The sequence below is a fragment of the Sporocytophaga myxococcoides DSM 11118 genome, assembly GCF_000426725.1.
Taxonomy (GTDB): Bacteria; Bacteroidota; Bacteroidia; order Cytophagales; family Cytophagaceae; genus Sporocytophaga; species Sporocytophaga myxococcoides.
In genome coordinates this window covers 82,873-103,836 of the sequence record NZ_AUFX01000006.1, presented here as the reverse complement: position 1 = coordinate 103,836, position 20,964 = coordinate 82,873, and the positions used below count along the sequence as shown (strand labels likewise).

At 35.7% G+C, this 20,964-nt stretch carries 20 protein-coding genes; 13 read left to right on the top strand and 7 right to left on the bottom strand.

Annotated elements, in window-relative coordinates:
• Window positions 1-24: 24 nt before the first annotated feature.
• The 3 genes from K350_RS0108970 to K350_RS28060 form a co-directional block, all read right to left on the bottom strand.
• Window positions 25-1,068 carry a hypothetical protein gene (locus tag K350_RS0108970; RefSeq protein ID WP_028979622.1) on the bottom strand — a complete coding sequence of 348 codons (1,044 nt, stop codon included), beginning with the start codon at window positions 1,066-1,068 and terminating at the stop codon, window positions 25-27.
• Window positions 1,069-1,132: 64 nt separating this feature from the next.
• Entirely contained in the window at window positions 1,133-2,482 is a 1,350-nt protein-coding gene (locus K350_RS0108965) for a glutamine synthetase family protein (protein WP_028979621.1), read from the bottom strand.
• Window positions 2,483-2,689: 207 nt separating this feature from the next.
• The gene (locus K350_RS28060; protein ID WP_037574865.1) at window positions 2,690-3,145 is read right to left on the bottom strand and encodes a DUF2750 domain-containing protein; all 456 of its coding nucleotides are present in this window, start codon (window positions 3,143-3,145) and stop codon (window positions 2,690-2,692) included.
• 307 nt (window positions 3,146-3,452) lie between these two features.
• On the opposite strand from K350_RS28060, the gene K350_RS0108955 reads away from it, so the two are divergent.
• The gene (locus K350_RS0108955) at window positions 3,453-3,743 is read left to right on the top strand and encodes a hypothetical protein (RefSeq protein ID WP_028979620.1); all 291 of its coding nucleotides are present in this window, start codon (window positions 3,453-3,455) and stop codon (window positions 3,741-3,743) included.
• Here the strand turns inward: K350_RS0108955 and K350_RS28055 are convergent.
• Together K350_RS28055 and K350_RS0108945 are read right to left on the bottom strand one after the other, a co-directional pair.
• Complete coding sequence (locus K350_RS28055; protein WP_037574860.1) at window positions 3,733-4,695, bottom strand: alpha/beta hydrolase; 963 nt, start codon at window positions 4,693-4,695, stop codon at window positions 3,733-3,735. The genes K350_RS0108955 and K350_RS28055 overlap by 11 nt on opposite strands.
• A 90-nt stretch (window positions 4,696-4,785) precedes the next feature.
• Window positions 4,786-7,017, bottom strand: a complete 2,232-nt coding sequence (locus tag K350_RS0108945) for a DUF6311 domain-containing protein (RefSeq protein ID WP_028979619.1) — start codon at window positions 7,015-7,017, stop codon at window positions 4,786-4,788.
• A gap of 127 nt (window positions 7,018-7,144) precedes the next feature.
• On the opposite strand from K350_RS0108945, the gene K350_RS0108940 reads away from it, so the two are divergent.
• Together K350_RS0108940 and K350_RS28050 are read left to right on the top strand one after the other, a co-directional pair.
• Window positions 7,145-7,903 carry a class I SAM-dependent methyltransferase gene (locus K350_RS0108940; RefSeq protein WP_028979618.1) on the top strand — a complete coding sequence of 253 codons (759 nt, stop codon included), beginning with the start codon at window positions 7,145-7,147 and terminating at the stop codon, window positions 7,901-7,903.
• Window positions 7,904-7,906: 3 nt separating this feature from the next.
• A complete protein-coding gene (locus K350_RS28050; RefSeq protein WP_051313000.1) occupies window positions 7,907-8,677 on the top strand; it encodes a glycosyltransferase in 771 nt (256 codons plus the stop codon).
• A 46-nt stretch (window positions 8,678-8,723) separates the two neighbouring features.
• Here the strand turns inward: K350_RS28050 and K350_RS0108930 are convergent, their stop codons facing one another.
• Window positions 8,724-9,359: a hypothetical protein gene (locus tag K350_RS0108930; protein ID WP_028979617.1), complete on the bottom strand. Its 636-nt coding sequence runs from the start codon at window positions 9,357-9,359 to the stop codon at window positions 8,724-8,726.
• Window positions 9,360-9,411: 52 nt separating this feature from the next.
• Window positions 9,412-9,933 carry a hypothetical protein gene (locus K350_RS0108925; RefSeq protein WP_156026981.1) on the bottom strand — a complete coding sequence of 174 codons (522 nt, stop codon included), beginning with the start codon at window positions 9,931-9,933 and terminating at the stop codon, window positions 9,412-9,414.
• A 466-nt stretch (window positions 9,934-10,399) separates the two neighbouring features.
• Here K350_RS0108925 and mraZ point away from each other — a divergent pair, with 466 nt between their 5' ends.
• From mraZ to murG, 10 genes are read left to right on the top strand one after another with little or no spacing between them, the layout of a single operon-like run.
• Window positions 10,400-10,867 (top strand): division/cell wall cluster transcriptional repressor MraZ, encoded by a 468-nt coding sequence (gene mraZ, locus K350_RS0108920; RefSeq protein ID WP_028979615.1) that lies wholly within the window; start codon window positions 10,400-10,402, stop codon window positions 10,865-10,867.
• A gap of 9 nt (window positions 10,868-10,876) precedes the next feature.
• Complete coding sequence (gene rsmH / locus K350_RS0108915) at window positions 10,877-11,779, top strand: 16S rRNA (cytosine(1402)-N(4))-methyltransferase RsmH (protein ID WP_028979614.1); 903 nt, start codon at window positions 10,877-10,879, stop codon at window positions 11,777-11,779.
• A 1-nt stretch (window position 11,780) separates the two neighbouring features.
• Complete coding sequence (locus K350_RS0108910) at window positions 11,781-12,158, top strand: FtsL-like putative cell division protein (protein ID WP_028979613.1); 378 nt, start codon at window positions 11,781-11,783, stop codon at window positions 12,156-12,158.
• Window positions 12,148-14,250 (top strand): penicillin-binding protein, encoded by a 2,103-nt coding sequence (locus K350_RS0108905; RefSeq protein WP_028979612.1) that lies wholly within the window; start codon window positions 12,148-12,150, stop codon window positions 14,248-14,250. The genes K350_RS0108910 and K350_RS0108905 overlap by 11 nt, the downstream gene beginning before the upstream one ends.
• Window positions 14,250-15,713, top strand: coding sequence for a UDP-N-acetylmuramoyl-L-alanyl-D-glutamate--2,6-diaminopimelate ligase (locus K350_RS0108900; RefSeq protein WP_028979611.1), 1,464 nt, complete (start codon window positions 14,250-14,252; stop codon window positions 15,711-15,713). Before K350_RS0108905 ends, K350_RS0108900 begins: the two co-directional genes overlap by 1 nt.
• 3 nt (window positions 15,714-15,716) lie before the next feature.
• Complete coding sequence (locus K350_RS0108895) at window positions 15,717-16,109, top strand: four helix bundle protein (protein WP_037574856.1); 393 nt, start codon at window positions 15,717-15,719, stop codon at window positions 16,107-16,109.
• A gap of 1 nt (window position 16,110) precedes the next feature.
• On the top strand, window positions 16,111-17,322 hold the full coding sequence (gene mraY / locus K350_RS0108890) for a phospho-N-acetylmuramoyl-pentapeptide-transferase (RefSeq protein WP_028979609.1): 1,212 nt from the start codon (window positions 16,111-16,113) through the stop codon (window positions 17,320-17,322).
• Window positions 17,323-17,329: 7 nt separating this feature from the next.
• Window positions 17,330-18,688 (top strand): UDP-N-acetylmuramoyl-L-alanine--D-glutamate ligase, encoded by a 1,359-nt coding sequence (gene murD, locus K350_RS0108885; protein WP_037574853.1) that lies wholly within the window; start codon window positions 17,330-17,332, stop codon window positions 18,686-18,688.
• A 6-nt stretch (window positions 18,689-18,694) separates the two neighbouring features.
• Window positions 18,695-19,846, top strand: coding sequence for an FtsW/RodA/SpoVE family cell cycle protein (locus K350_RS0108880; protein WP_037574850.1), 1,152 nt, complete (start codon window positions 18,695-18,697; stop codon window positions 19,844-19,846).
• Window positions 19,821-20,942: an undecaprenyldiphospho-muramoylpentapeptide beta-N-acetylglucosaminyltransferase gene (gene murG, locus K350_RS0108875; protein WP_028979606.1), complete on the top strand. Its 1,122-nt coding sequence runs from the start codon at window positions 19,821-19,823 to the stop codon at window positions 20,940-20,942. Before K350_RS0108880 ends, murG begins: the two co-directional genes overlap by 26 nt.
• Window positions 20,943-20,964 lie beyond the last annotated feature (22 nt).

Genomic DNA, 20,964 nt, shown 5'->3' with positions numbered 1-20,964 from the left:
TTGGTTAATGCTGAGGTAAGACGTTTATAACTGCAGCTCTTTTAAAATTTTATCAGCATCGAATTCTTCATCTATGGAAGGGAAGTAGCTTTCATAGGCTTCTCTTTGAAGCTTGGTAGCATATATCTCATGAAAGAAATATCTTCCATGTTTTATTACATAGTTTAAAATAAAGAATCTGTAGGCTTCCTTAAGGAACAGGATTTCATTGCGAGTTAGTGGATATATTTTATGATACTCTTTCAAGAAAAGAATAAATCTGTCTTCCATCAATGGTCCTATTACATAACTGAATACTGTTCTGTCTCCAATATCTGAAACGACTCTACTGAAAAAATAGAAGTCTAATACTCTTGAACTCATTCTGAACCAGTCGTAATCCCAGCGGGAATATAGTTCAAGCTTATCTGTAACGGAAAAGTTGCCAATGTTCCAATCTACAAATACAGGAATGCTTTCAAAGGATTTATAATTTAATAACTCAATATTCTTGAGAAATGTCTCACATTGACTCCTAAGATAGTCTACATGCATTCTGTGTTCAAATTGTCCGTCTTCTGTATCAAGTATGTCAAGCAGATGTTCGATATCCGATACAAGGGTTTTGGATGATTTGGGAAGAACGTTTTTTACTTTAGCGCAAGCTTTATGAAATTTAGCAATTTCTCTTCCGAGCTTGACTATATGTTCTTCTTCCAATCGTCTGGGAAGTTTTTCCAAAACCCGTATTGGATTGTAAAATACAACCCATGCATCTGTAAGTCCTTTCTGATACCTGTAAGTATATACTTTGTTGTTTTTTACCAGAGATTTGGCCAGTACATTTTCAAAAGGATAGAGCAGATTGTTGGACAGCGCGTGAATCAGTCTGTGATCTTCTTTAAAATGTTCATACTTTCCGAAGTAAGATAGTTTTGCTATGATGATATCTTCATCGTCAAAGGTTACTCTGAATACGTGATTGGTAGAAACCTTTGCGCTGATATCTTCGACTTTTGAAATGGTCTTGGATGCATCAAAGTTTCCCCAGGCTTCTTTTATAATTTGAGAGTAATCTATGATTTTCATATTCAGTTATTAATTCCCTTTGTTTGAAAGGTAGTATTAAAGTATTGTTGTTTCACAGATTTGATTAAATGATTTCAAAGTATCTTTTTAATTCCCAATCTGTAACGTGTTTAGAGAACTGTCTCCATTCCCATTCACGAGTGCTAACATAGTGCTCCACAAACTCACCACCGAATAATTCCGCTGCAACCGGACTGTTTTTCATTGCCAGACTAGCTTCTATGAGGTTGGAAGGCAACTTACCGTTCTCAATATTTTTATACCCATTTCCCTTAGTTGGCAAGATTTCAAGTCTTAGTTGATGTTTTATTCCATACAATCCTGAAGCGAGGGCTGCCGCCATTGCCAGATATGGATTGCTGTCAGAGCCTGGAACTCTGGTTTCCAGTCTTGTCAGGTCTTTTGAACTATTTAATACACGAAGGGCAGTGGTTCTATTATCAATTCCCCAAGTAATGGTGGTAGGAGCCCAGGCGCCTTCAACCAATCTTTTGTAGCTGTTAATAGTTGGCGCATACATTGGCAGAATATATGGAAGACAGTATAGCTGGCCAGCCAGGTAATGTTTAAAAAGATCGCTCATTTTATTTTCTTTTACTGGGTCAAAGAAAAGGTTCTCGGATTTGTCCAGGCTCCATAGGCTTTGGTGAATATGCCCGCTACATCCTGGTAGTTCTTCATTCCATTTGGCCATAAAGGTAGCCATGATACCATTTTTGTAAGCAATTTCTTTTACCCCTGTTTTAAATAATGAAGCTTTATCTGCTGCTTTTAAAACGCTGTCTCGTAACAAGGCAGCCTCGTAAACTCCTGGACCGGTTTCGGTATGAAGCCCTTCAAGAGGCACATCAAATTTTAATAATAAATCAAAGAGATTGTGATAGTAAGTAGTTTCATAAGAGGGCCTTAAAACAGAATATCCAAACATGCCAGGAGTTAGAGGATTCAGTTTCGTGAACTCTTTTTCTTTCAGTGTTTGTGGAGTTTCCCTAAAATTGAACCATTCAAATTCCTGAGCAAATTCAGCATGAAAGCCCATATCAAGACATTGTTTCTCTATTGACTTTAATAAGCTTCTCGGGCATGCAGCTAAGGGCTTGCAACCAAAATCTGCAATAAAGAATGGGAGATCGTTTTCCCAGGGGATTTTTCTGAAAGTTGAAAGATCTATGGCGCAAGGAGCATCGGGGTATCCTGAATGCCATCCTGTAAGTTTTACATTATCATAACAAGCATCCCCACTGTCCCAGCCAAACACCACATCACAGAAGCCTATATTTTCCTTCAAACCTTTCAGGAATTTGTCACGATGGATGATTTTCCCCCGAAGCACACCATCTATATCAGTAAAAGCAAATTTAATTTTCTGAATAGAATTATTTTCTATGAAATCAATGATTTGACTATGATTCATTTGTACAACTTAAAAGTGTAGTGAAAATTGAAGTTTAAAGCGATAAAGTAGGGAGAACCTATTTAGACGATAAAAGCTCTGTATTATTTACCATACAGAGATTATAAAAATCTACAGATGAAGACCCTTCTACATGTTTTTCAATTTGGCGAAAAACATGTAGAATGTCAACAATCTTAAAAATGACTTGATATTTCAGAGTAATAACTATTCGCCTTCGGTTTCTTCCCAGGCCTTTTTCAGTTCTTCAGCAAATATTTCCTGAGAGGCAAATCCTTGTAGTTGAATTTTTTTGCCTTTTGCTTTTAATTCATCCAGAATTTCAAGAGCTAGATCAAGTGGTTCAAGCTCTGTCCCTGTGAGGTCTGTATCCCAATTTGTACCTGCGAGCAAGCCATCCTCTTGCATACCTATGCACCAGTTTTCAAGAAACTCGCTCAAAGAAATAGAAGCTGGCGAATATTCAGCCCAGTCTTCACCTGCGCAGGCTGCAGCAGAGGCTTCATCTGACCAGAATGCAATAACATCTGCATCTTCATATTCCATGGAAGATGAAGTCGCAAATCCGTCTTCTGTTTCAAGTCCCCATACCAGTTCTGTTTCAACAACCTGTTGAATAAATTTTTTGTGATTTTGGTCAATTGTAGCCTGATCCTGTGCCATTGTGTTAATTGTTTAAACCGACAATTTTAGTAATTTATTCGTTTTTCAGCAAAAAGAATAAAGTATCAAATTACTTATAATTAACCTGAAAATTTAATTTTGTTTACTGATTTTCAGAATGATTACAACTGTATATTTATTTTGTAGGGAGAGTTTAATTTTTTCTGTTTTAAGTTAAAAATTGTCCACATTAATGTTTGAACTTGTTATTTCAATAAGATTCGTTCAAGTGTATAAAAGTATAAAGTGAATTTTTCGTGCTAAAGTCTCAATTTTAAGTTTGTATGAATAATGTATAAATTAAAGAATGGAAGTATTTTATATCATCTGCGTTATTCAAATTCTGGTAAATATTCTTATCAGATATTTTGTAAAAGAAGGAAGAATTAGAAAACTGTTGTTACTAGGTTTTTTTTTATTGCTGTTATTGGTTTCAATACTTCCAATAATTAAAGTGGTTAACTTTTTGATAGAATCCGGTGCACCTGATGCTGTTTCATTCTCGGGCTCTTCATTTATTTTCTTTTTACCAATTGTTATACTAGTTATCCATTATTTCATTCACTTAGTCTGTAGAGTAGATGCTACTAATGATTAGGATAAATGGATTTATTAGTTTGATCGAGAAATGTACTAATATCTCTGGTCCACTCTGTTTTATATTTTAAAAGGTAGTTTACATGGCCCGCTAAAGGATAAGTTTTTAGTTCTTTTGAGCAATTCAGATTGGAATATATGGCATCGATTTCTTCCCTGCTAACTCTTTTATCTTGCTCCCCATATAGTAATAGTGTCTTGCATTTAATTTTTTTTGCATAATCAACAGGATTATGATCAAATGCCCAGAAACCATTTGTAAGTCCGCCCCAGAAGACAACCAGGCCAGCCATTGGAAAGACAGGTGCTCCGACGGCTTTAAATCTTGCACTGGTAGCTTCAAACATCGTTGCAAAGGGGCATTCTAAAATAATTCCTTTAGGCTCTAGTGGATATTTATCAAGCGCTTTCATGATTGCAACAGCTCCCATCGAAGTTCCAAAAAGGAAAATATCCTTTTCACCTTTTTCTTTTATATAATCATATGCTGTTTTTACATTTTCAGCTTCTTTATATCCAATAGTGGTTTGCAGTCCTTCTGAGCCTCCTGAACCCATAAAATCAACCATAAAAACATTATAACCCAGATCAATAAAAACCTCTGCTTTATCCATTAGAGAAGACTTTTTGCCTCCGTATCCATGGAAAAGAATCACAGTACCTTTGGACTGCTGATTCTTGATGCTCCAGCATTCGATTTTCTTATTGCTTTGAAGTACTATAGTTTGAAATTTTTGATGAGGTTCTGTCTCATTCAAAGGTTTGGGCATCTTTACCCCAAGTATCATTATCTTAAGTTTTTCGGCGGAGGTGAGGTCTTCAGGCTTTTTGGGCTTGGCAAGTTTTTCTGAAGAAAAGTGCGTAAACTTATAGCTGTGAAAAATGGCGACAAAATTAGTGAAAATGAAAAATACAATGAATGTAATGAGGAGTATTCGGGCTATTTTTTTCATTTCCGTAGAGAAAATTGAATGTAATTAAATAAAAATACCTGTTCAATTTATTACAAACTATTGAACAGGTATAAATTTCTAGACAATTAATTATTGATAAGCCTTTTCGTAAGTGTCAAAATTAAAGGAATTGAAAATGAATTTATCAGGTGAAGCTTCTTCAAGAGAAACAACGTTTAATCCTCTGTTATTTGCTGAAAATTCAATGTTATTGATTTTTATAAAAGAATCCGTTCCCTGAAGAGCACCTGTACTTTTAACGTAGAAATTAAGTCCATAAAACTGTCCCCAATATTCAACTAAATTGTTTGCTCCTATGGATTCATGAACTAGTTTTCCATTTTGAAAAACAGCTATATAGGACTGTCTGAATCCAAGATTTCTAAGATTCGCTCCAAAAGCATTATCAAAGTCATTTCTAAATTGCGCAGAAATGGCATTTGTAGCTTCATCCTTAGCAGAAATAAGTACAAGTTGTTTAGACTTTATCTGATCTATAATAGTTTGGATTTTGTCATATTGCCTCTTAACGATCATTAATTTTGTATGATCAGATTTGAAGTTTTTAGGAGGGATAAATAAAAAATTCTGATAAGTTTCGACGTTAAGATCTACAGGTAGATTTAGTCCAAGTTCACTTTGAGGAAATATGTATAGATCATCATCGTTGATCTTGTTTTCTTTAAAATCATCATACTCCTGTTTAAGTCTTTTATCAGTTAAGATTCCAGCATCATGGGCAGTATAGAAGTAGTTGGGATGAACGCGATTCTTCATTGCAAATTCAATAATTTTGGTATCATAGCAAAATAACAAATTTACTTTTCGTGAAGCCTTGATCATCTTTTGAAGGTTATCATTCAATGGGAACTGGTATGAGAAATTATTACTGTCGAATCTATAGCTAAGTTTGGAAAGATCGAGGAACTGAATGATAATGACTACGCAGATAACCAGATATCTAACCTTTGAAGAAAGGGTTTTATATGTCAATACCAGAGCCGCAAGCAATAAGATATGTGTTGTTACCCAAAAGAACCTGCCAGAGGATCTTAAAGTGCGGTAAAAGCCAGCATAAAATTCATCTCCGGATAATTTGAATTCGAACAATATTACATTACCAAGAGTGATTTTATTAGAAAGGGCTAAAATATAGCAGAATGATGCTGGTATAATCAGCCATAAAAGAGAAACTTCATTCTCTTTATAAATTGAATAGCTGATAATACCATATAGCAATATAAAAGCAATTGGTAAGAACCTTTCATAAGCAGAGATTTCATCCTGATGGGAAAAGAAAATAAAGGCTAAAACCAATGCAAAAAAGAGTCCAAGATGACTCTTATAATCGTTGAAATATTTTTTGGTAAAAAGGATTGCTATGAAAAAGAATAAAATTATAATTCCCATTCCCCAGTATTGAAAACCTTCATAATGGCCTTCAAGTACAGGCAGAGGTTTAATAAAAGTTGAATAGTTTGTACTAATTGGATTGAATGGAGCGTTTAGGTTCATTGCATATGTGCCAAATCCCAGAAGTCCAGTGTTTTGTGGGTTGTTATAAAAATATCCCATAGTCCATAAAAAAATCAGAAAAGAGACAGATAATATTGCCGATACTTTTAAAAATTGTAAAAGATTCTTTTTATCATCTTCTCTGAATAGCGGAATCAGTTTCTTGATATACCATGTTGCACTTATAAATATCGCCATGAAAGTTATATATGCATGTATAAGACTGGAAATAGCAAAGATTGTAAAGAATAATATCTGTTTCTTTTTACTTGGCATTTCGTTATCTACATAGACATAGAGAGTCCACAAGATCAGCCAGAATGTTACAAGATTTTCATGATTTATCCTGAATACCTGAGTTGGTAATAAACAGAAAAGCAGACCGGATATAAGGGCGTAAATATTATTTTTTGTTAACTTAAAAATAAGAAGGTAACCAAATATACTCTGCAATATCCAACATATTAAATACCACATACCTATTAACTGAAATTCCGGCGGGAATATAAATTTTAAAAGTTTGGCAATTAAAGATAGAAGAGGATTGGAATCACTGAATATGATAGAGTTTCCTTCGGGTGCATTTATTAAAACAGTTTTTGTCAATGGGAAATGCCAATCATCTAACCTGAAATAATAACTACCTAAGTAATGGATTCCTAAATCACCACCTTCTCTGTATATCCATGTTATATTGGTAGGATCTGCAATAGTAAGATCAAAATAAAAGCTGAAAACTAAAAAACCTGTGATTGCAGAGAGGAAGATGTAAAAGCTTTTTTTGTGAATAAAATTGAATGATAGCATTGAATTGTAATGTGATATTTTAATATTAAATATATAGAAATAAGTTATTTATAAACTTTATCAGAAAAGTATGATCGTAGGCATATGTGAATTTTTTCCTATTTAATATCAAAAATATTTAAAAATTATGGGAATAAATTTTTTTATAAGCTATTTTTATAGAATGGACCTAAAAGAACTCAATTCCGGAATCGATCAAAATCAGCATTGGTATTATCAAACTAAGAAAAAGCCCCTCCTAACTTTCGTGGAAAAGATTGTTAATAAAGAGAAGGGGATGAATATTCTTGATATAGGTTCCGGTTCCGGTTTTTTCTCAAATGAAATTGCCGAACATTTTGGGAATAGAGTTGAAGATGTGATTCAGTGTGATATTGGGTATTCAGAGGAAGATATTCAAGCATGTATTGGTTCTAGGATTAAACGGATAGTTAATCTACCTGAACGTATTTCAAATACAATAGTCATCTTGATGGATGTTTTGGAACACATTGAAAATGATGAAACGTTTTTTAAGGAAATAGTTAGCAGATGTGAGGGATGTAATAACTATTTTTTTATTACAGTTCCTGCATTTGAAAATATATGGTCTGGTCATGATGTTTATCTTGGACATTATCGCAGATATACTGTTGAAAGCTTGAGTAAATTAGTGGCGGATCAGGAAGTCTTTGGAGTACATTATATTTTTGGAAGTCTTTATCCTGCAGCTTTTTTGAAGAGGAAATTAACCAAAAATTCAGGAGAGGCTGAAAGTGATATGAAGCCCTTATTTCCATTAGCCAATAATTTTTTGATTAAATACTTTTCTCTGGAAAATTCTCTTTTTTCCAATAATAAACTATTTGGTTTGACCTGTGTTGCAAAGGGCAGATTGAAAAAATAATTTATGAAGATTTCTGTAGTTATTCCTGTTTTCAACGAATCCAAAAATATTGTAGAAACGATTTCTACAATTAATTCTTTTTTCAAGGCAGAAGAATTGGAGATAATTATTGTTGATGATGGAAGTTCAGATAATTCAGTTGAGCTTATTATTGAATGTGGTTATAATAACGTTGAGGTAATAAAATTAGGAATAAATCAAGGAAAGGGCATGGCTGTTAAAACCGGCATGCTGGCTGCTAAAGGGGATTTAATACTTTTGACAGATGCCGATCTTTCTGTTCCTATAATTGAGTTTATTAAATTAAAACAATTTTTATCTCCTGAAACGCCTATTATAATTGGGTCACGTGGTCTTAATGAATCGAATGTTAACAATTCATTTATTAAAGTTATACTTGGAAAAATTGGAAATCTGTTTATCCAAATCTTGGTGCCCGGAATACATGACAGTCAATGCGGTTTTAAATTATTTTTAAATAAACCTGCTAAAAGGCTTTTCAGCAGGCAAAAGCTTAAAGGGTTTGGGTTTGACTTTGAAATTTTATTCCTGGCTAGAAAATTAAATCTAGGAATAAAAGAATTACCTATTACCTGGAAGAGTGCAGATAGAAAAAGTAGCGTTAAGTTTTATCATTACTTTTTGACACTAGCAGAGCTTTTTAAAGTGATGTACAATGCCTTGACAGGCCAATATAATCTTTCAATAAAGTCTGATCCTGAAACAGCACAAAGTGAAATTCTACCAACAAACTCTCATCTTATAGACTCTTAATATCTTATCAGATCTCTTTAAATTTAAAGCTTAATTTATACATTCATTACTTGTTTTCGTTTCCCTTATTTTTTATTGAATTATTATAATTTATAACCAATTCCTTTATATTTTTTAAAAATTGCTGAAAATCCATCTTCTCAAATTGCTTAAGGAACTCATTGTTATCCGGGAATATTTTCTTTATATCTGCACTTGACATTCTTCTCGAAACTTTGATTATTAAAGATTCTCTCACAAGAAAAAATCTGTCAAGATTAGGATTATTGGTAGTGTTCATGCCTCCATTACTATAGGTTCCATAGTCATCAAAGCCATCTATCGCTGTTTCATAAAGTTTTACATCACCATCAACAAGTTTAACCATCAGGTATGATAAGGGACCATATGGAAGTCTGTCAAAAGGGTCATTGCCATCAAGTTCCAGATGGAGAATGTCTCTAGATTTTATCTTTAATGATTTGGAATCGCTTATTTGTAGTTTGTATTTTACATTGTTATTAAAATAATAGTCATTTTCTCTGTCCATTATAAAGCACTTAATTGTGTCCTTCAGAGTAACAATCTTCCCAGGCTTGTATTCGGAAGATTGGATTTCTTCATTTAAGTGTTTTTCTGATTGAGCAGATAAATTTATAGAAGCAAGTATTAGTAGAATAGTTGTTAGTTTTGTGAGGTTCATTTAAGTTGAATGAATACAATTTGAAAGAATTGGATATTTGCAATTGAAACAATTAATTGGAAGCCTTCTTGTTATAGTCGTTTACAATTTCTTCAATGTTATTAATAAATTCTCTATATTTTATTTCATCAATGAGTTTTTCAAATTCAGGATTATTAGTAAATATTTTTTTTAGCGATTCTCTGAATGTTAGTCTTGACATTATATAGATCTGATCATATTTGACCAAATAGTAAAAATCAGGTGTAGGCCTCGCATATATCATGGTACCTCCCATTGTCAATGTTGTAGAAGTATCGTTACTCAAATTTTCTTTGTATAGCCTCACAGGTCCACCCGCAAGTCTTTTTAAAAGAACGAATTCATTTTGTACATTATTTATTCTATCATAAATTTCCCCACCGTTGAATTTAATTTGGAGGATGTTTGCGGATTTGATTTTTAACGGTCTATTATCATCCAACTTTAGTTTGTATCTTACTTTATTTGAATATTTGTTTTCCTTTTCTTCCAAATAGCATTGAATCGTATCCTTTTGAGTGATCATTTCTCCCCAACGGTAATTTCTTTCCATTAGCAGTTGGGCAAACATGGAATTTGATATACCTGAAAAGAATAGGATGATAATGAATCTCTTTAAAAGCATTTAGAATTTTAATTTTTTTATGAAAATGAAGAAGAAGATCTCACTTCTCTCCACTTCTTTCAAAAATACAAAATTACATTGGCTATAAACTGATCCAAAAGTGGAAGAATCTCCCATTTTCGCCCACTTTTTCGATTTTCTCCTCCTTTTCAAGTTATTTTCTATTTATTGTATTGGTTTTTAGGTGATTATATTCGTTTTGCCTTCCTTTTGTTGGCTTGATTTCGAAAAAGGTTTCAAAAAAACTGGTCGATTTTTGTGTAAAAGTGTAACAAAATGGTGGATTATGGGGTAATTTATCCACAAAGTGGTTTGAAGTGGTAGGAAGTGGTTGATTTTGGAAATTTCTTTTCTATATTTGTATAGGGTGATTCTAGACTAATCCCGATAATAAATGTCCTATTTCTCGAGTGAGTATGACTGTAAGATGGACGCCAAAGGACGCCTTGTCCTTCCGGCACGCATAAAAGCCAATCTGCCAGAGGCTTCAGAGAATAGTATTGTCATTACCCGAGGATTTGAACCTTGTCTTGTTGTTTACCCGATGAATGAATGGAAAAAAGTATTCTCAAAAGTATCGGGACTCAATGAGTTCAATGAAGAGTACAGGAATTTCCAAAGAAATTTTTTTAGAGGAAACTCGGAAGTGGAGCTGGATAACAATGGGAGGTTTCTGATTCCAAAGCCCTTGCTGCGACATGCCCAGATAGACAAAGACGTGATAGTCGTTGGTTTGGGAAACAGGATCGAACTATGGAATCCTGATTTGTATGAAAAATTCCTGATTAAAGATCAACAGGAGTTTGCAAAGCTTGCAGAAAAATACCTGGGCAATGAGCCAGATCAGGCAGACAAAAAATAAAGAATTAGAATGGCATACCACGTTCCGGTTTTACTGAAAGAGTGTGTAGAAGGATTGAATATAAAACCAGATGGTATTTATGTAGATCTGACATTTGGTGGTGGAGGGCATTCAAAAGAGATTTTGAAGCATTTGACAACCGGGCATTTGTATTCCTTTGATCAGGATCCAGATGCCAGAAAAAATGCTGAAGAAATAACAAGTAGTTCTTTCACATTTATAGACGCAAACTTCAGATATCTGAAAAGATATTTAAAGCTGCATGGAGTCACTAAAGTTGACGGTATTCTTGGAGATCTGGGAATCTCTTCTCATCAGATCGATGAGGGTACAAGAGGATTTTCCACCCGTTTTGATGCTGAACTGGACATGAGAATGGATCAGCAATCACCAGTAACAGCAAAGGATATTCTGAGAACTTATACCGAAGATCAGTTACACAAGATATTCGGAATGTATGGTGAAGTGAAGAATGCAAAAACCCTGGCTAATGCTATTATCCAGGCAAGAAACAGAGGGAAGATTGAAACTACCGGAGAACTGATTTCTATTTTAAAACCAATAGCGCCTCGCGGTGCGGATTTCAAATATTCAGCTCAGGTATTCCAGGCATTGAGAATAGAAGTCAATGAAGAGTTGAAAGTGTTGGAAGAGGTGCTTACTCAAACAGGAGAGGTGTTAAATAAAGGCGGAAGACTGGTAATCATGTCTTATCATTCTCTGGAAGACAGACTTGTAAAGAATTATATCGCTAAAGGTAAATTCTACGGTGATGTGGAAAAAGACATCTACGGAAATTTTGAAAGACCTTTAGAGGCAGTAAATAAAAAACCTTTGGAAGCTGGAGAAGAAGAAATCAAGGCTAACCCAAGGGCGAGAAGTGCTAAGTTAAGAATTGCTGAAAAATTATAAGATGGCAGAAAATACTCCTAAACAACAGAATCAGCAAAGGGAAGAAAAGAAAAATCTGTTTTCTATGATGGGCAATGCCATCAAGATTGATAAGATTTTTGAGGAGGGCTTACCTGTAAAATATCTGCCATATGTACTTTATATAACTGGTATAATCATTTTCTACATCGGTAATACGCACTATTCGGACAAGACAGTAAGACGAATGGGAAAGCTGAAGGCAGAAGTAGATGATCTTAGAGCTGATTATACCACATTGAAGGCTGACTTAATGTATTACAGCAAACAGTCAGAAGTTGCGAAAAAGGTAAGTCAGATAGGATTAGAAGAAAGTTCAGTACCACCATATAAAATTATTTTAAAAGACGGTGAATATTAAAAGATCCATAGTATTGAGAGTAAGAGTGGCATTTCTTGTCATTCTGTTATTCTCATTCGCTATCATCGGAAAAATTTTATATATCCAGTTTGTTGACGGGGATAAGTGGAGAAAGCTTGCCGTCGAAAATCTAGTGCAATTCAGAAAAGTAAAAGCAACAAGAGGAAATATCTATTCAGATAACGGGAGCTTGCTTGCTACTTCATTGCCTTTTTATAAAGTCGCCATAGATCCAAGGATTGCGGATGATAAAGTATTCAAAAATGGAATAGATTCTCTTTCAAGATTTCTTTCTGCTTTTTTCAAGGATAAGTCAAGTCTGGAATACAAAAGAAAAATTCAGGATGCCAGAGCGAGTCATAAGCAATATCTGGTTATAAACAGAAAGATGATCAATTTCCAGGCAAAAAAAGAAATGGCTAATTGGCCTATTTTCAGGGAAGGGAGATCAAAAGGTGGGGTAATATTTGAAAAGGTAGATAAAAGATTCAGACCCTTTTCTTACCTGGCTATGAGAACTGTTGGTTTTATCAATGAAGACAATAAGGGAGCTGGTCTGGAATATTCATTCCATAGGGATCTTGGAGGAACTGACGGAGAGGCGTTGTTTATGAAAATTGCCGGTGGAGTGTGGAAACCAATGCACGATGAATCCGAAGTCAGACCTAAGCAAGGGATAGATATTCAGACTACAATCAATATCAACATGCAGGATGTTGCCGAGTCTTCTTTATTGAGACACCTTACTGCACACGATGCTGATTATGGCTGTGTGGTATTGATGGAAGTGGCAACCGGTGAAATCAAAGCTATCGCTAATTTGGGGAAACAAGCACCTGGTGTTTATGCAGAGAATTATAATTATGCAGTTGGAAACCAAGGGTTGACTGATCCAGGGTCAACATTCAAATTAGCTTCTGTAATTGCTTTGTTTGAGGACTCCAATATTGAGTTGGAAGACAGTGTCGAAACAGGAACCGGTACTTTCGAGTTCTACGATAGGTTGATGACCGATTCAAAACCTGAAGGTTATGGAACAATAACTTTTCAGGAGGCTTTTGAAAAATCTTCAAACATAGGGATAAGCAGAAAGGTGAACGAACATTTCGGTCTTAATCCTCAAAAGTACATTGATTATATCCATTCATTAGGATTAGCAGATCCAATAGGATTTCAAATGCATGGAGAAGCTAAACCTTTTATTAAAAAGCCAACAGACAGAAGTTGGAGCGGAATTTCCCTTCCATGGATGTCAATAGGATATGAATTAAAAATATCTCCATTGCAAACGCTTATGTTGTATAATGCGGTAGCAAACAATGGTAAGATGATAAAGCCGATAATTGTTAAAGAAACAAAATTGGCGGACAAGACTTTGCAGGCTTATGAGACTGAAGTTGTAAGGGAAAAAATATGTTCGGATAACACACTCGCTAAAGTTAAAAAAATGCTGGAGGGAGTGGTTGAAAGAGGAACTGCAAATAATATCAACAATACAATCTATAAGATTGCCGGAAAGACCGGTACTGCTCAGAAAATTAAGAATGGTCAATATATAAAGGATTATTATTGCTCTTTTGCCGGATATTTCCCAGCAGATAAACCTAAATACAGTTGCATTGTTGTTATCGATAGTCCTAAGGGATATAAAAAATACGGAAGCGACGTTGCCGCTCCTGTTTTTAAGGAAGTAGCAGATAAAATTTATGCTACTGATCTTGATTTACACCAACCTATTGCAAGGAGTAAAGTAAGTCCGGAGATTGGAGTTTTCCCTGTTATCAAGGGTGGTTATCATGAAGATCTGAATTACTTGTGCAACGAGTTAGGAATTTCCAACCACTCTTTCAAAGAAGCTGATGAGTGGGTTATGGCTAAAGCTGTAAACAATGCTGTGATGTGGCAGCAGAAGGAATTGGTGCAAGGAGCTGTTCCGGACGGGATGGGCCTAACGTTGAGAGATGCATATTATGTTTTTGAAAATGCCGGATTGAGGGTTAGACATGTAGGGCATGGAAGGGTGACCAGACAATCAATGCCCCCGGGAGCCAGAATTGTTAAAGGTAGTACCATTTATATCGAACTTGAATAATGGCTATTTTAAAAGACATACTCTACAAGGTATCACTTGTCTCTGTTTCCGGAATTACGGATACTGAGATTGGTTATATAACCATGGATTCCCGCACGGTAAAAGAGAAAACTCTCTTTGTTGCTGTAAAAGGTACTCAGGCAGATGGTCATCAGTTCATTGATATAGCAATTGACAAAGGAGCAAGTGCTATCATATGTGAAGAGATGCCTTCCCTTTTGCGCGATGGAATTACCTATATAGTGGTGAAGGACAGCAGTGAAGCTCTTGGGATCGTTTCATCGAATTTCTTTGGAAATCCATCTTCTAAATTGAGTCTTGTAGGTGTTACTGGAACAAATGGTAAAACTACTACAGTTACACTTCTGCATAAACTGTTCAGAAGTCTTGGGTACAATGCAGGTCTGCTTTCTACAGTTGAAAATAAAATCAACGATGAGGTAATACCCAGTACACATACAACTCCTGATGCAGTGACACTAAATCAATTGCTGCATAAGATGGTGGAAACCGGATGTACACATTGCTTTATGGAAGTAAGTTCGCATTCTGTTGTTCAGCATCGTATCTCGGGACTTACATTTGCAGGAGGCGCATTTACTAATATTACGCATGATCACCTTGATTATCACAAGACATTTGAAGAGTATATAAAAGCTAAAAAAATGTTTTTTGATAACCTTCCTTCGACAGCATTTGCATTGGTTAATGCTGATGACAAAAGAGGGATGGTGATGATGCAGAATACAAAAGCCAAAAAGCAAACCTATGGTCTTAAAACCATGGCGGATTTCAAAGGAAAGCTTATTTCCAATACCTTTCATGGAATTGAGCTGGAGATAGATCGCAAAGATGTCTGGTTTAAGCTGATCGGTAGCTTCAACGCATATAACCTTCTTGGAATATATGGCATTGCTGTATTGTTGGGGGAAGACAGTGAAGAAGTATTGAAGGAGCTATCAAGTCTTGAATCTGCTAAAGGTCGTTTTGAACAGATCGTATCCAGAGAAAAAATAACAGCTATAGTTGACTATGCGCACACGCCAGATGCGTTAAAAAATGTATTGGAAACAATTCAGGATTTGAGACAAGGTAATGAGCAGATCATTACTGTTGTTGGTTGTGGAGGAAACAGAGATGCGGCAAAAAGACCTGTAATGGCTGATATTGCATGTAAACTTAGTGATAAGGTTATTCTTACTTCAGATAATCCGAGAAATGAAGATCCGATGGACATTATTGCTCAAATGCAAAAAGGAGTAAGCCTGACAGATCAGAAAAAAACGATGGTAATCCCAGACAGGAAAGAAGCTATTAAGACCGCTATAATTCTCGCAGGAGGAAATGACATTCTTCTGGTAGCAGGAAAAGGTCATGAAAATTACCAGGAAATTAAAGGAGTAAAGCATCCTTTTGATGATAAAGAAACAGTAAAGGAATTATTTCAACTACTAGGAAAATAAATTATGAGAACGATTGGGGCAAAAAAACAGGATCAATTGGTTGAAAAAACATTTAAGCTTTCTCTTAGCATTATCGAGCTTTATATAGAGCTTATCAGAAATAATGAATTTGAGATTTCAGAAAAACTGCTTAGAAGTACAACCAATATCAGAGGCAATGTAGAGGGATCCCTGGCTGCTCTGGACAATCAGGATTACATGGCAAAAATAGCCGTGGCAACTAAAGAAGCAGTGGAAGCAAGATACTGGCTGAAGCTTATTCAGATGAAACACACAATCACCTGGTCCGGAGATCTGTGTGTAGACCAGCTAAATGAGATCATTAGCATTCTTGCATATATGACACAAAAAGGTACTAAGAGTAATTTAAAACTGGACATTCATAACCTTAACTAAAATGTTCTATTATCTTTTTAATTATTTAGAAAGGGAATTCGACTTCTTCGGAGCCGGAGTTTTCAGATACATCTCGTTTAGGGCTGGAATGGCAATGATTTTCTCATTGTTCATCGCCATGTTTTTTGGTCCTAAGATGATCAATTTTCTGAGAAGGCAGCAGATAGGCGAGACAATCAGGGATCTAGGTCTTCATGGACAAATGGAGAAAAAGGGAACACCAACGATGGGTGGTATCATCATCATAGCCGCCATCATGATTCCTGCACTTCTCTTTGCAAAAGTAGATAACGTTTATGTGATTTTACTTCTGATCTCAACTGTATGGATGGGACTTATCGGATTTCTGGATGACTACATAAAAGTATTTAAAAAGAATAAAGAAGGTCTTCAGGGTAAATTCAAAATTATCGGACAGATAGGATTGGGTCTTATTGTAGGATTGACGCTTTATTTCAATGATCATGTAGTTGTAAGAACATATCTGAATCCTGCAATTAGAAATTCAGACGGATTGATCTCATCAAAATTTGTGGATGAAAAATCAATGATCACCACGATCCCTTTCCTGAAAAACAATGAGCTTGATTATTCTCAGTTGTTCGGAATTTTCGGAGAACAGTTTATCTGGGTGTTTTATGTTGTGCTTGTAATCTTTATTATCACAGCAGTATCTAATGGGGCTAACATCACTGATGGTATAGATGGACTTGCTGCAGGATCTTCAGCGATTATCGGTGTTGCTCTTGCAATTTTTGCATATGTATCCGGTAACGCAATTTTCGCTGATTACTTAAATATCATGTATATCCCTAATAGTGGTGAAATGGTAATTTTCGTCGCCGCCTTTGTAGGAGCTTGTATAGGTTTTCTTTGGGTCAACTCTTATCCTGCTCAGGTATTTATGGGAGATACAGGAAGTTTAACTCTTGGAGGTATTATCGGAGTACTGGCAATTTCAATCAGAAAGGAACTATTAATACCGGTGCTTTGCGGAATTTTCCTTGTGGAAAATTTATCCGTTTTAATCCAGGTAAGTTACTTCAAATATACCAAGAAAAAATACGGAGAAGGTAGGAGGATATTCTTGATGTCTCCGCTTCACCACCATTATCAAAAGAAAGGAATGCATGAAGCGAAGATCGTTACAAGGTTCTGGATTGTTGGAATTCTCTTGGCAATATTAACATTAGCTACATTAAAGCTTAGATAGAATTTCAATGGCAAAAAATCTCGTCATACTAGGAGCCGGTGAAAGCGGTACAGGAGCAGCACTTTTGGGGAAATCCAAAGGGTTTACAGTTTTTGTATCGGACAAAGGATTGATGGCGGATAAATATAAATCTATTCTGGCTGGTGAAGGAATTGAGTTTGAAGAAGGAAAACATGATGAAGCCAGAATTCTGAATGCTGATTTGATTATAAAAAGTCCTGGTATTCCTGAAAAGAATGATCTGATCAAAGCTATAAGGAAAAAGGGTATTAAAGTCATTTCTGAAATTGAATTTGCATCTTATTATACAAATGCCAAATTCATTGCTATTACAGGAAGCAATGGAAAAACGACCACAACGCTTCTGACTTATCACCTGCTTAAAAGACTTGGTGTAAATACAGGTCTGGCTGGCAATATCGGCGATAGTCTTGCAAAGCAAGTGATTGATGATAAGTTCGAGTACTATGTACTTGAATTAAGTAGTTTTCAGTTGGATGACATGTTTGAATTTAAAGCACATGTTTCAATACTTCTGAATATTACTCCTGATCATCTGGACAGATATGAGTATAAGTTTGAAAATTATGTAAACTCCAAATTTAGGATTTTACAGAATCAAACAAGCTCCGATTATTTTATCACTTTCACTGATGACCCTGTTATTTCAGAACAGTTAAAGACAAGAGAATTAAATCCTCAGTTGCTTTCTGTATCTCTTTCCGAAAAGGAAAGCGAAGGAGCATGTCAGTCTGGGGCGGATCTTAAGTTCTCTTTTAATAAGAATGACTTTACTTTGCCAGTGAACAAGCTACCATTAAAAGGTAAGCATAATATGGTCAATATAATGGCTGCTGCGCTTGCTGCAAAGGCCATAGGTCTTGATGAGGATAAGTTTGTTGAGGCAATGTCTGATTTCAAAAATGCGTCACATCGTCTGGAAGATGCTGGTGAAATCAATGGAGTAAAGTTTGTAAATGACTCCAAAGCGACAAACGTTGATTCGGTGTTCTATGCTTTGGATAGCTTTACAGAGCCGCTTATCTGGATAGCAGGTGGTTTGGATAAAGGCAATGAGTATGGACAGATTGAGCAGTTGGTAAAAGATAAAGTGAAAGCTTTGGTTTGTATGGGAAAAGATAACTCAAAATTAGTTGAGTTTTTCTCGGGCAAAATTCAAAAGCTTGAAGATACAGACAATGTAAAGGATGCCGTTCAAAAGGCATTTGCATTGGCGAATAAAGGAGATGTTGTTTTACTTTCTCCAGCCTGCGCGAGTTTTGATCTGTTTAAAAACTATGAAGATAGAGGAGAGAAGTTTAAGGCGCAGGTGCTTGAGTTAAAAAAAGAAGTTATAAAGAATTAATTGAATATGGTAAAAGCCTGGTTACAAAAGAACTTAAAAGGAGATCCTGTGATCTGGGGGATAATACTGTGCTTCTCATTTATAAGTATCCTCGTGGTATATAGTGCTATAGGTAGTTTGGCTTATAAAATGATGAAAGGTGATACAGAACATTATTTATTTAAGCATTCATTTTTAGTATTTATGAGTCTTGCCTGTATGTGGGTTGCTCATAAAATTGATTATAAGTATTATTCGAAATTAAGCAAGCTGGGTCTTTGGTTAAGCATTCCTTTACTTGTATTTGCTTATTTCAAAGGTGGTGATATCAATGGTGCAAGCAGGTGGTTTATTATTCCTGTTATTAACCAGTCATTCCAGCCTTCAGACTTTGCTAAACTTGCGTTAATTGCCAATTTGGCAAGTATGCTTGCAAAGAGACAGGCTAATATTGATGATTTCAAGGAGTCATTTATACCAATAGTTTTGTGGAGCGGGTTAATATGTGGGTTGATAGCTTTGTCTAATTTGTCAACTGCAGTTCTTTTGTTCAGCACTTGTCTTTTATTGATGTTCATAGGAAGAGTTCCGTTTAAGTTCCTAGCGATGCTAGTTTTGGTAGGAGGTGTTTGTGGTACCATTGCGTTGAAGTTGGGGCAAAGGTTAGAAACAGCAATTAGTAGGTTAGAATTTTTCTTTGTTTCAAAAGAAATTCCTTTTCAGGCAGAACAGTCTTATAAGGCAATAGCTACCGGGATGATCTTTGGAAAAGGCCCGGGACAAAGTGTTCAGGGAGATTTTCTTCCTCATAGTTATTCTGACTTTATCTATTCTATTATAATAGAGGAGTATGGATTTGTAGGAGCATTTTTAGTGCTGTTTTTATATTTAGCATTATTATATAGAGCAATGCTTACTGTTTCAAACAGTGAAAGAGCTTACGGTGGCTTGCTTTCAGCAGGTCTTGCATTTAGTCTGGTTATACAGGCTATGATCAATATGGGTGTAGCAGTTGGCTTAGGACCTATTACTGGTCAGCCATTACCGTTATTGAGTATGGGGGGGACCTCATTATTATTTACAGGAATTTCGCTGGGAATTATATTAAGTGTAAGCAGAGGAGATATTTCAGAAACTAACTTTGAATCAAAAAATGCCCTCAAAAAACAAACCGTATAGAGTAATCATTAGCGGAGGTGGCACTGGTGGCCATATCTATCCTGCTATAGCTATTGCGAATGCACTGAAAGCGATCGACAGCTCTACCGAAATTCTATTTGTGGGAGCAAAAGACAGGATGGAGATGGAGAAAGTTCCTGCTGCAGGTTATAAGATAGAAGGTTTGTGGATCAGCGGAATTCAGAGAAGATTAACAGTAGATAATTTATTGTTTCCTGTAAAGATCATTTCAAGTATCTGGAATGCAGGAAAAATTATAAGTGAATTTAAACCTGATATTGCAATAGGAGTGGGTGGCTATGCAAGCTGGCCTTTGTTATTTGCTGCTAACTGGAAAAAAATCCCTACAATGATCCAGGAGCAGAATTCTTATGCAGGTGTTACCAATAAATTGCTGGCAAAAAGTGCAAGCAAGATATGTGTAGCGTATGAAAGAATGGAAAGATACTTTCCTGGTGACAAGCTGGAGCTTACAGGCAATCCGGTAAGAAAGGATATTCTTGATTTTGAAAGTAAAAAACAGGAAGCCTTTTCATATTTCAATCTTCAGGAGGGGAAACCTGTAATATTAGTAATAGGTGGAAGTCTTGGAGCCAGAACCTTGAATAACAGCATACTTGCAAAGATAGATGAGTTAAAAGTAAGTGGAGTTCAGGTTATCTGGCAAACGGGAAAGTTCTACTTTCAGAAAATGAAAGAGGAAGCAGGACAGAAAAATAATCCGGATGTGAAAGTGCTTGAGTTTATCAGCAGAATGGATTTGGCTTATGCGGCTGCAGATATCGTGATCTCAAGAGCTGGAGCGCTCTCTATTTCTGAACTTTGCCTTGTGGGTAAACCAGCAGTGCTGGTTCCTTCGCCAAATGTTGCAGAAGATCATCAGACCAAAAATGCAATGGCTCTGGTAGAAAAGAATGCAGCAGTTATGGTGAAAGACATTGAAGCTTCTGAAAAAATGGTACCTGCTGCATTGGATTTACTGAAAGATCTCAACAAACAAAAGGAGCTTTCGCAGAATATCAGAACACTTGGAAAGCCTGATGCTGCCGTGAATATAGCAAAAGAGGTGATCAGGATAATTGAAGCGAAAAGCTGAAAGCTTAAAGTTCAAAGTCTAA

Bases quoted from the DNA above. Each gene is read 5' to 3' on its own strand.
- K350_RS0108970 (WP_028979622.1), bottom strand. From the start codon at position 1,068: ATGAAAATCATAGATTACTCTCAAATTATAAAAGAAGCCTGGGGAAAC.
- K350_RS0108965 (WP_028979621.1), bottom strand. From the start codon at position 2,482: ATGAATCATAGTCAAATCATTGATTTCATAGAAAATAATTCTATTCAG.
- K350_RS28060 (WP_037574865.1), bottom strand. From the start codon at position 3,145: ATGGCACAGGATCAGGCTACAATTGACCAAAATCACAAAAAATTTATT.
- K350_RS0108955 (WP_028979620.1), top strand. From the start codon at position 3,453: ATGGAAGTATTTTATATCATCTGCGTTATTCAAATTCTGGTAAATATT.
- K350_RS28055 (WP_037574860.1), bottom strand. From the start codon at position 4,695: ATGAAAAAAATAGCCCGAATACTCCTCATTACATTCATTGTATTTTTC.
- K350_RS0108945 (WP_028979619.1), bottom strand. From the start codon at position 7,017: ATGCTATCATTCAATTTTATTCACAAAAAAAGCTTTTACATCTTCCTC.
- K350_RS0108940 (WP_028979618.1), top strand. From the start codon at position 7,145: ATGGGAATAAATTTTTTTATAAGCTATTTTTATAGAATGGACCTAAAA.
- K350_RS28050 (WP_051313000.1), top strand. From the start codon at position 7,907: ATGAAGATTTCTGTAGTTATTCCTGTTTTCAACGAATCCAAAAATATT.
- K350_RS0108930 (WP_028979617.1), bottom strand. From the start codon at position 9,359: ATGAACCTCACAAAACTAACAACTATTCTACTAATACTTGCTTCTATA.
- K350_RS0108925 (WP_156026981.1), bottom strand. From the start codon at position 9,933: ATGGAAAGAAATTACCGTTGGGGAGAAATGATCACTCAAAAGGATACG.
- mraZ (WP_028979615.1), top strand. From the start codon at position 10,400: ATGTCCTATTTCTCGAGTGAGTATGACTGTAAGATGGACGCCAAAGGA.
- rsmH (WP_028979614.1), top strand. From the start codon at position 10,877: ATGGCATACCACGTTCCGGTTTTACTGAAAGAGTGTGTAGAAGGATTG.
- K350_RS0108910 (WP_028979613.1), top strand. From the start codon at position 11,781: ATGGCAGAAAATACTCCTAAACAACAGAATCAGCAAAGGGAAGAAAAG.
- K350_RS0108900 (WP_028979611.1), top strand. From the start codon at position 14,250: ATGGCTATTTTAAAAGACATACTCTACAAGGTATCACTTGTCTCTGTT.
- K350_RS0108895 (WP_037574856.1), top strand. From the start codon at position 15,717: ATGAGAACGATTGGGGCAAAAAAACAGGATCAATTGGTTGAAAAAACA.
- mraY (WP_028979609.1), top strand. From the start codon at position 16,111: ATGTTCTATTATCTTTTTAATTATTTAGAAAGGGAATTCGACTTCTTC.
- murD (WP_037574853.1), top strand. From the start codon at position 17,330: ATGGCAAAAAATCTCGTCATACTAGGAGCCGGTGAAAGCGGTACAGGA.
- K350_RS0108880 (WP_037574850.1), top strand. From the start codon at position 18,695: ATGGTAAAAGCCTGGTTACAAAAGAACTTAAAAGGAGATCCTGTGATC.
- murG (WP_028979606.1), top strand. From the start codon at position 19,821: ATGCCCTCAAAAAACAAACCGTATAGAGTAATCATTAGCGGAGGTGGC.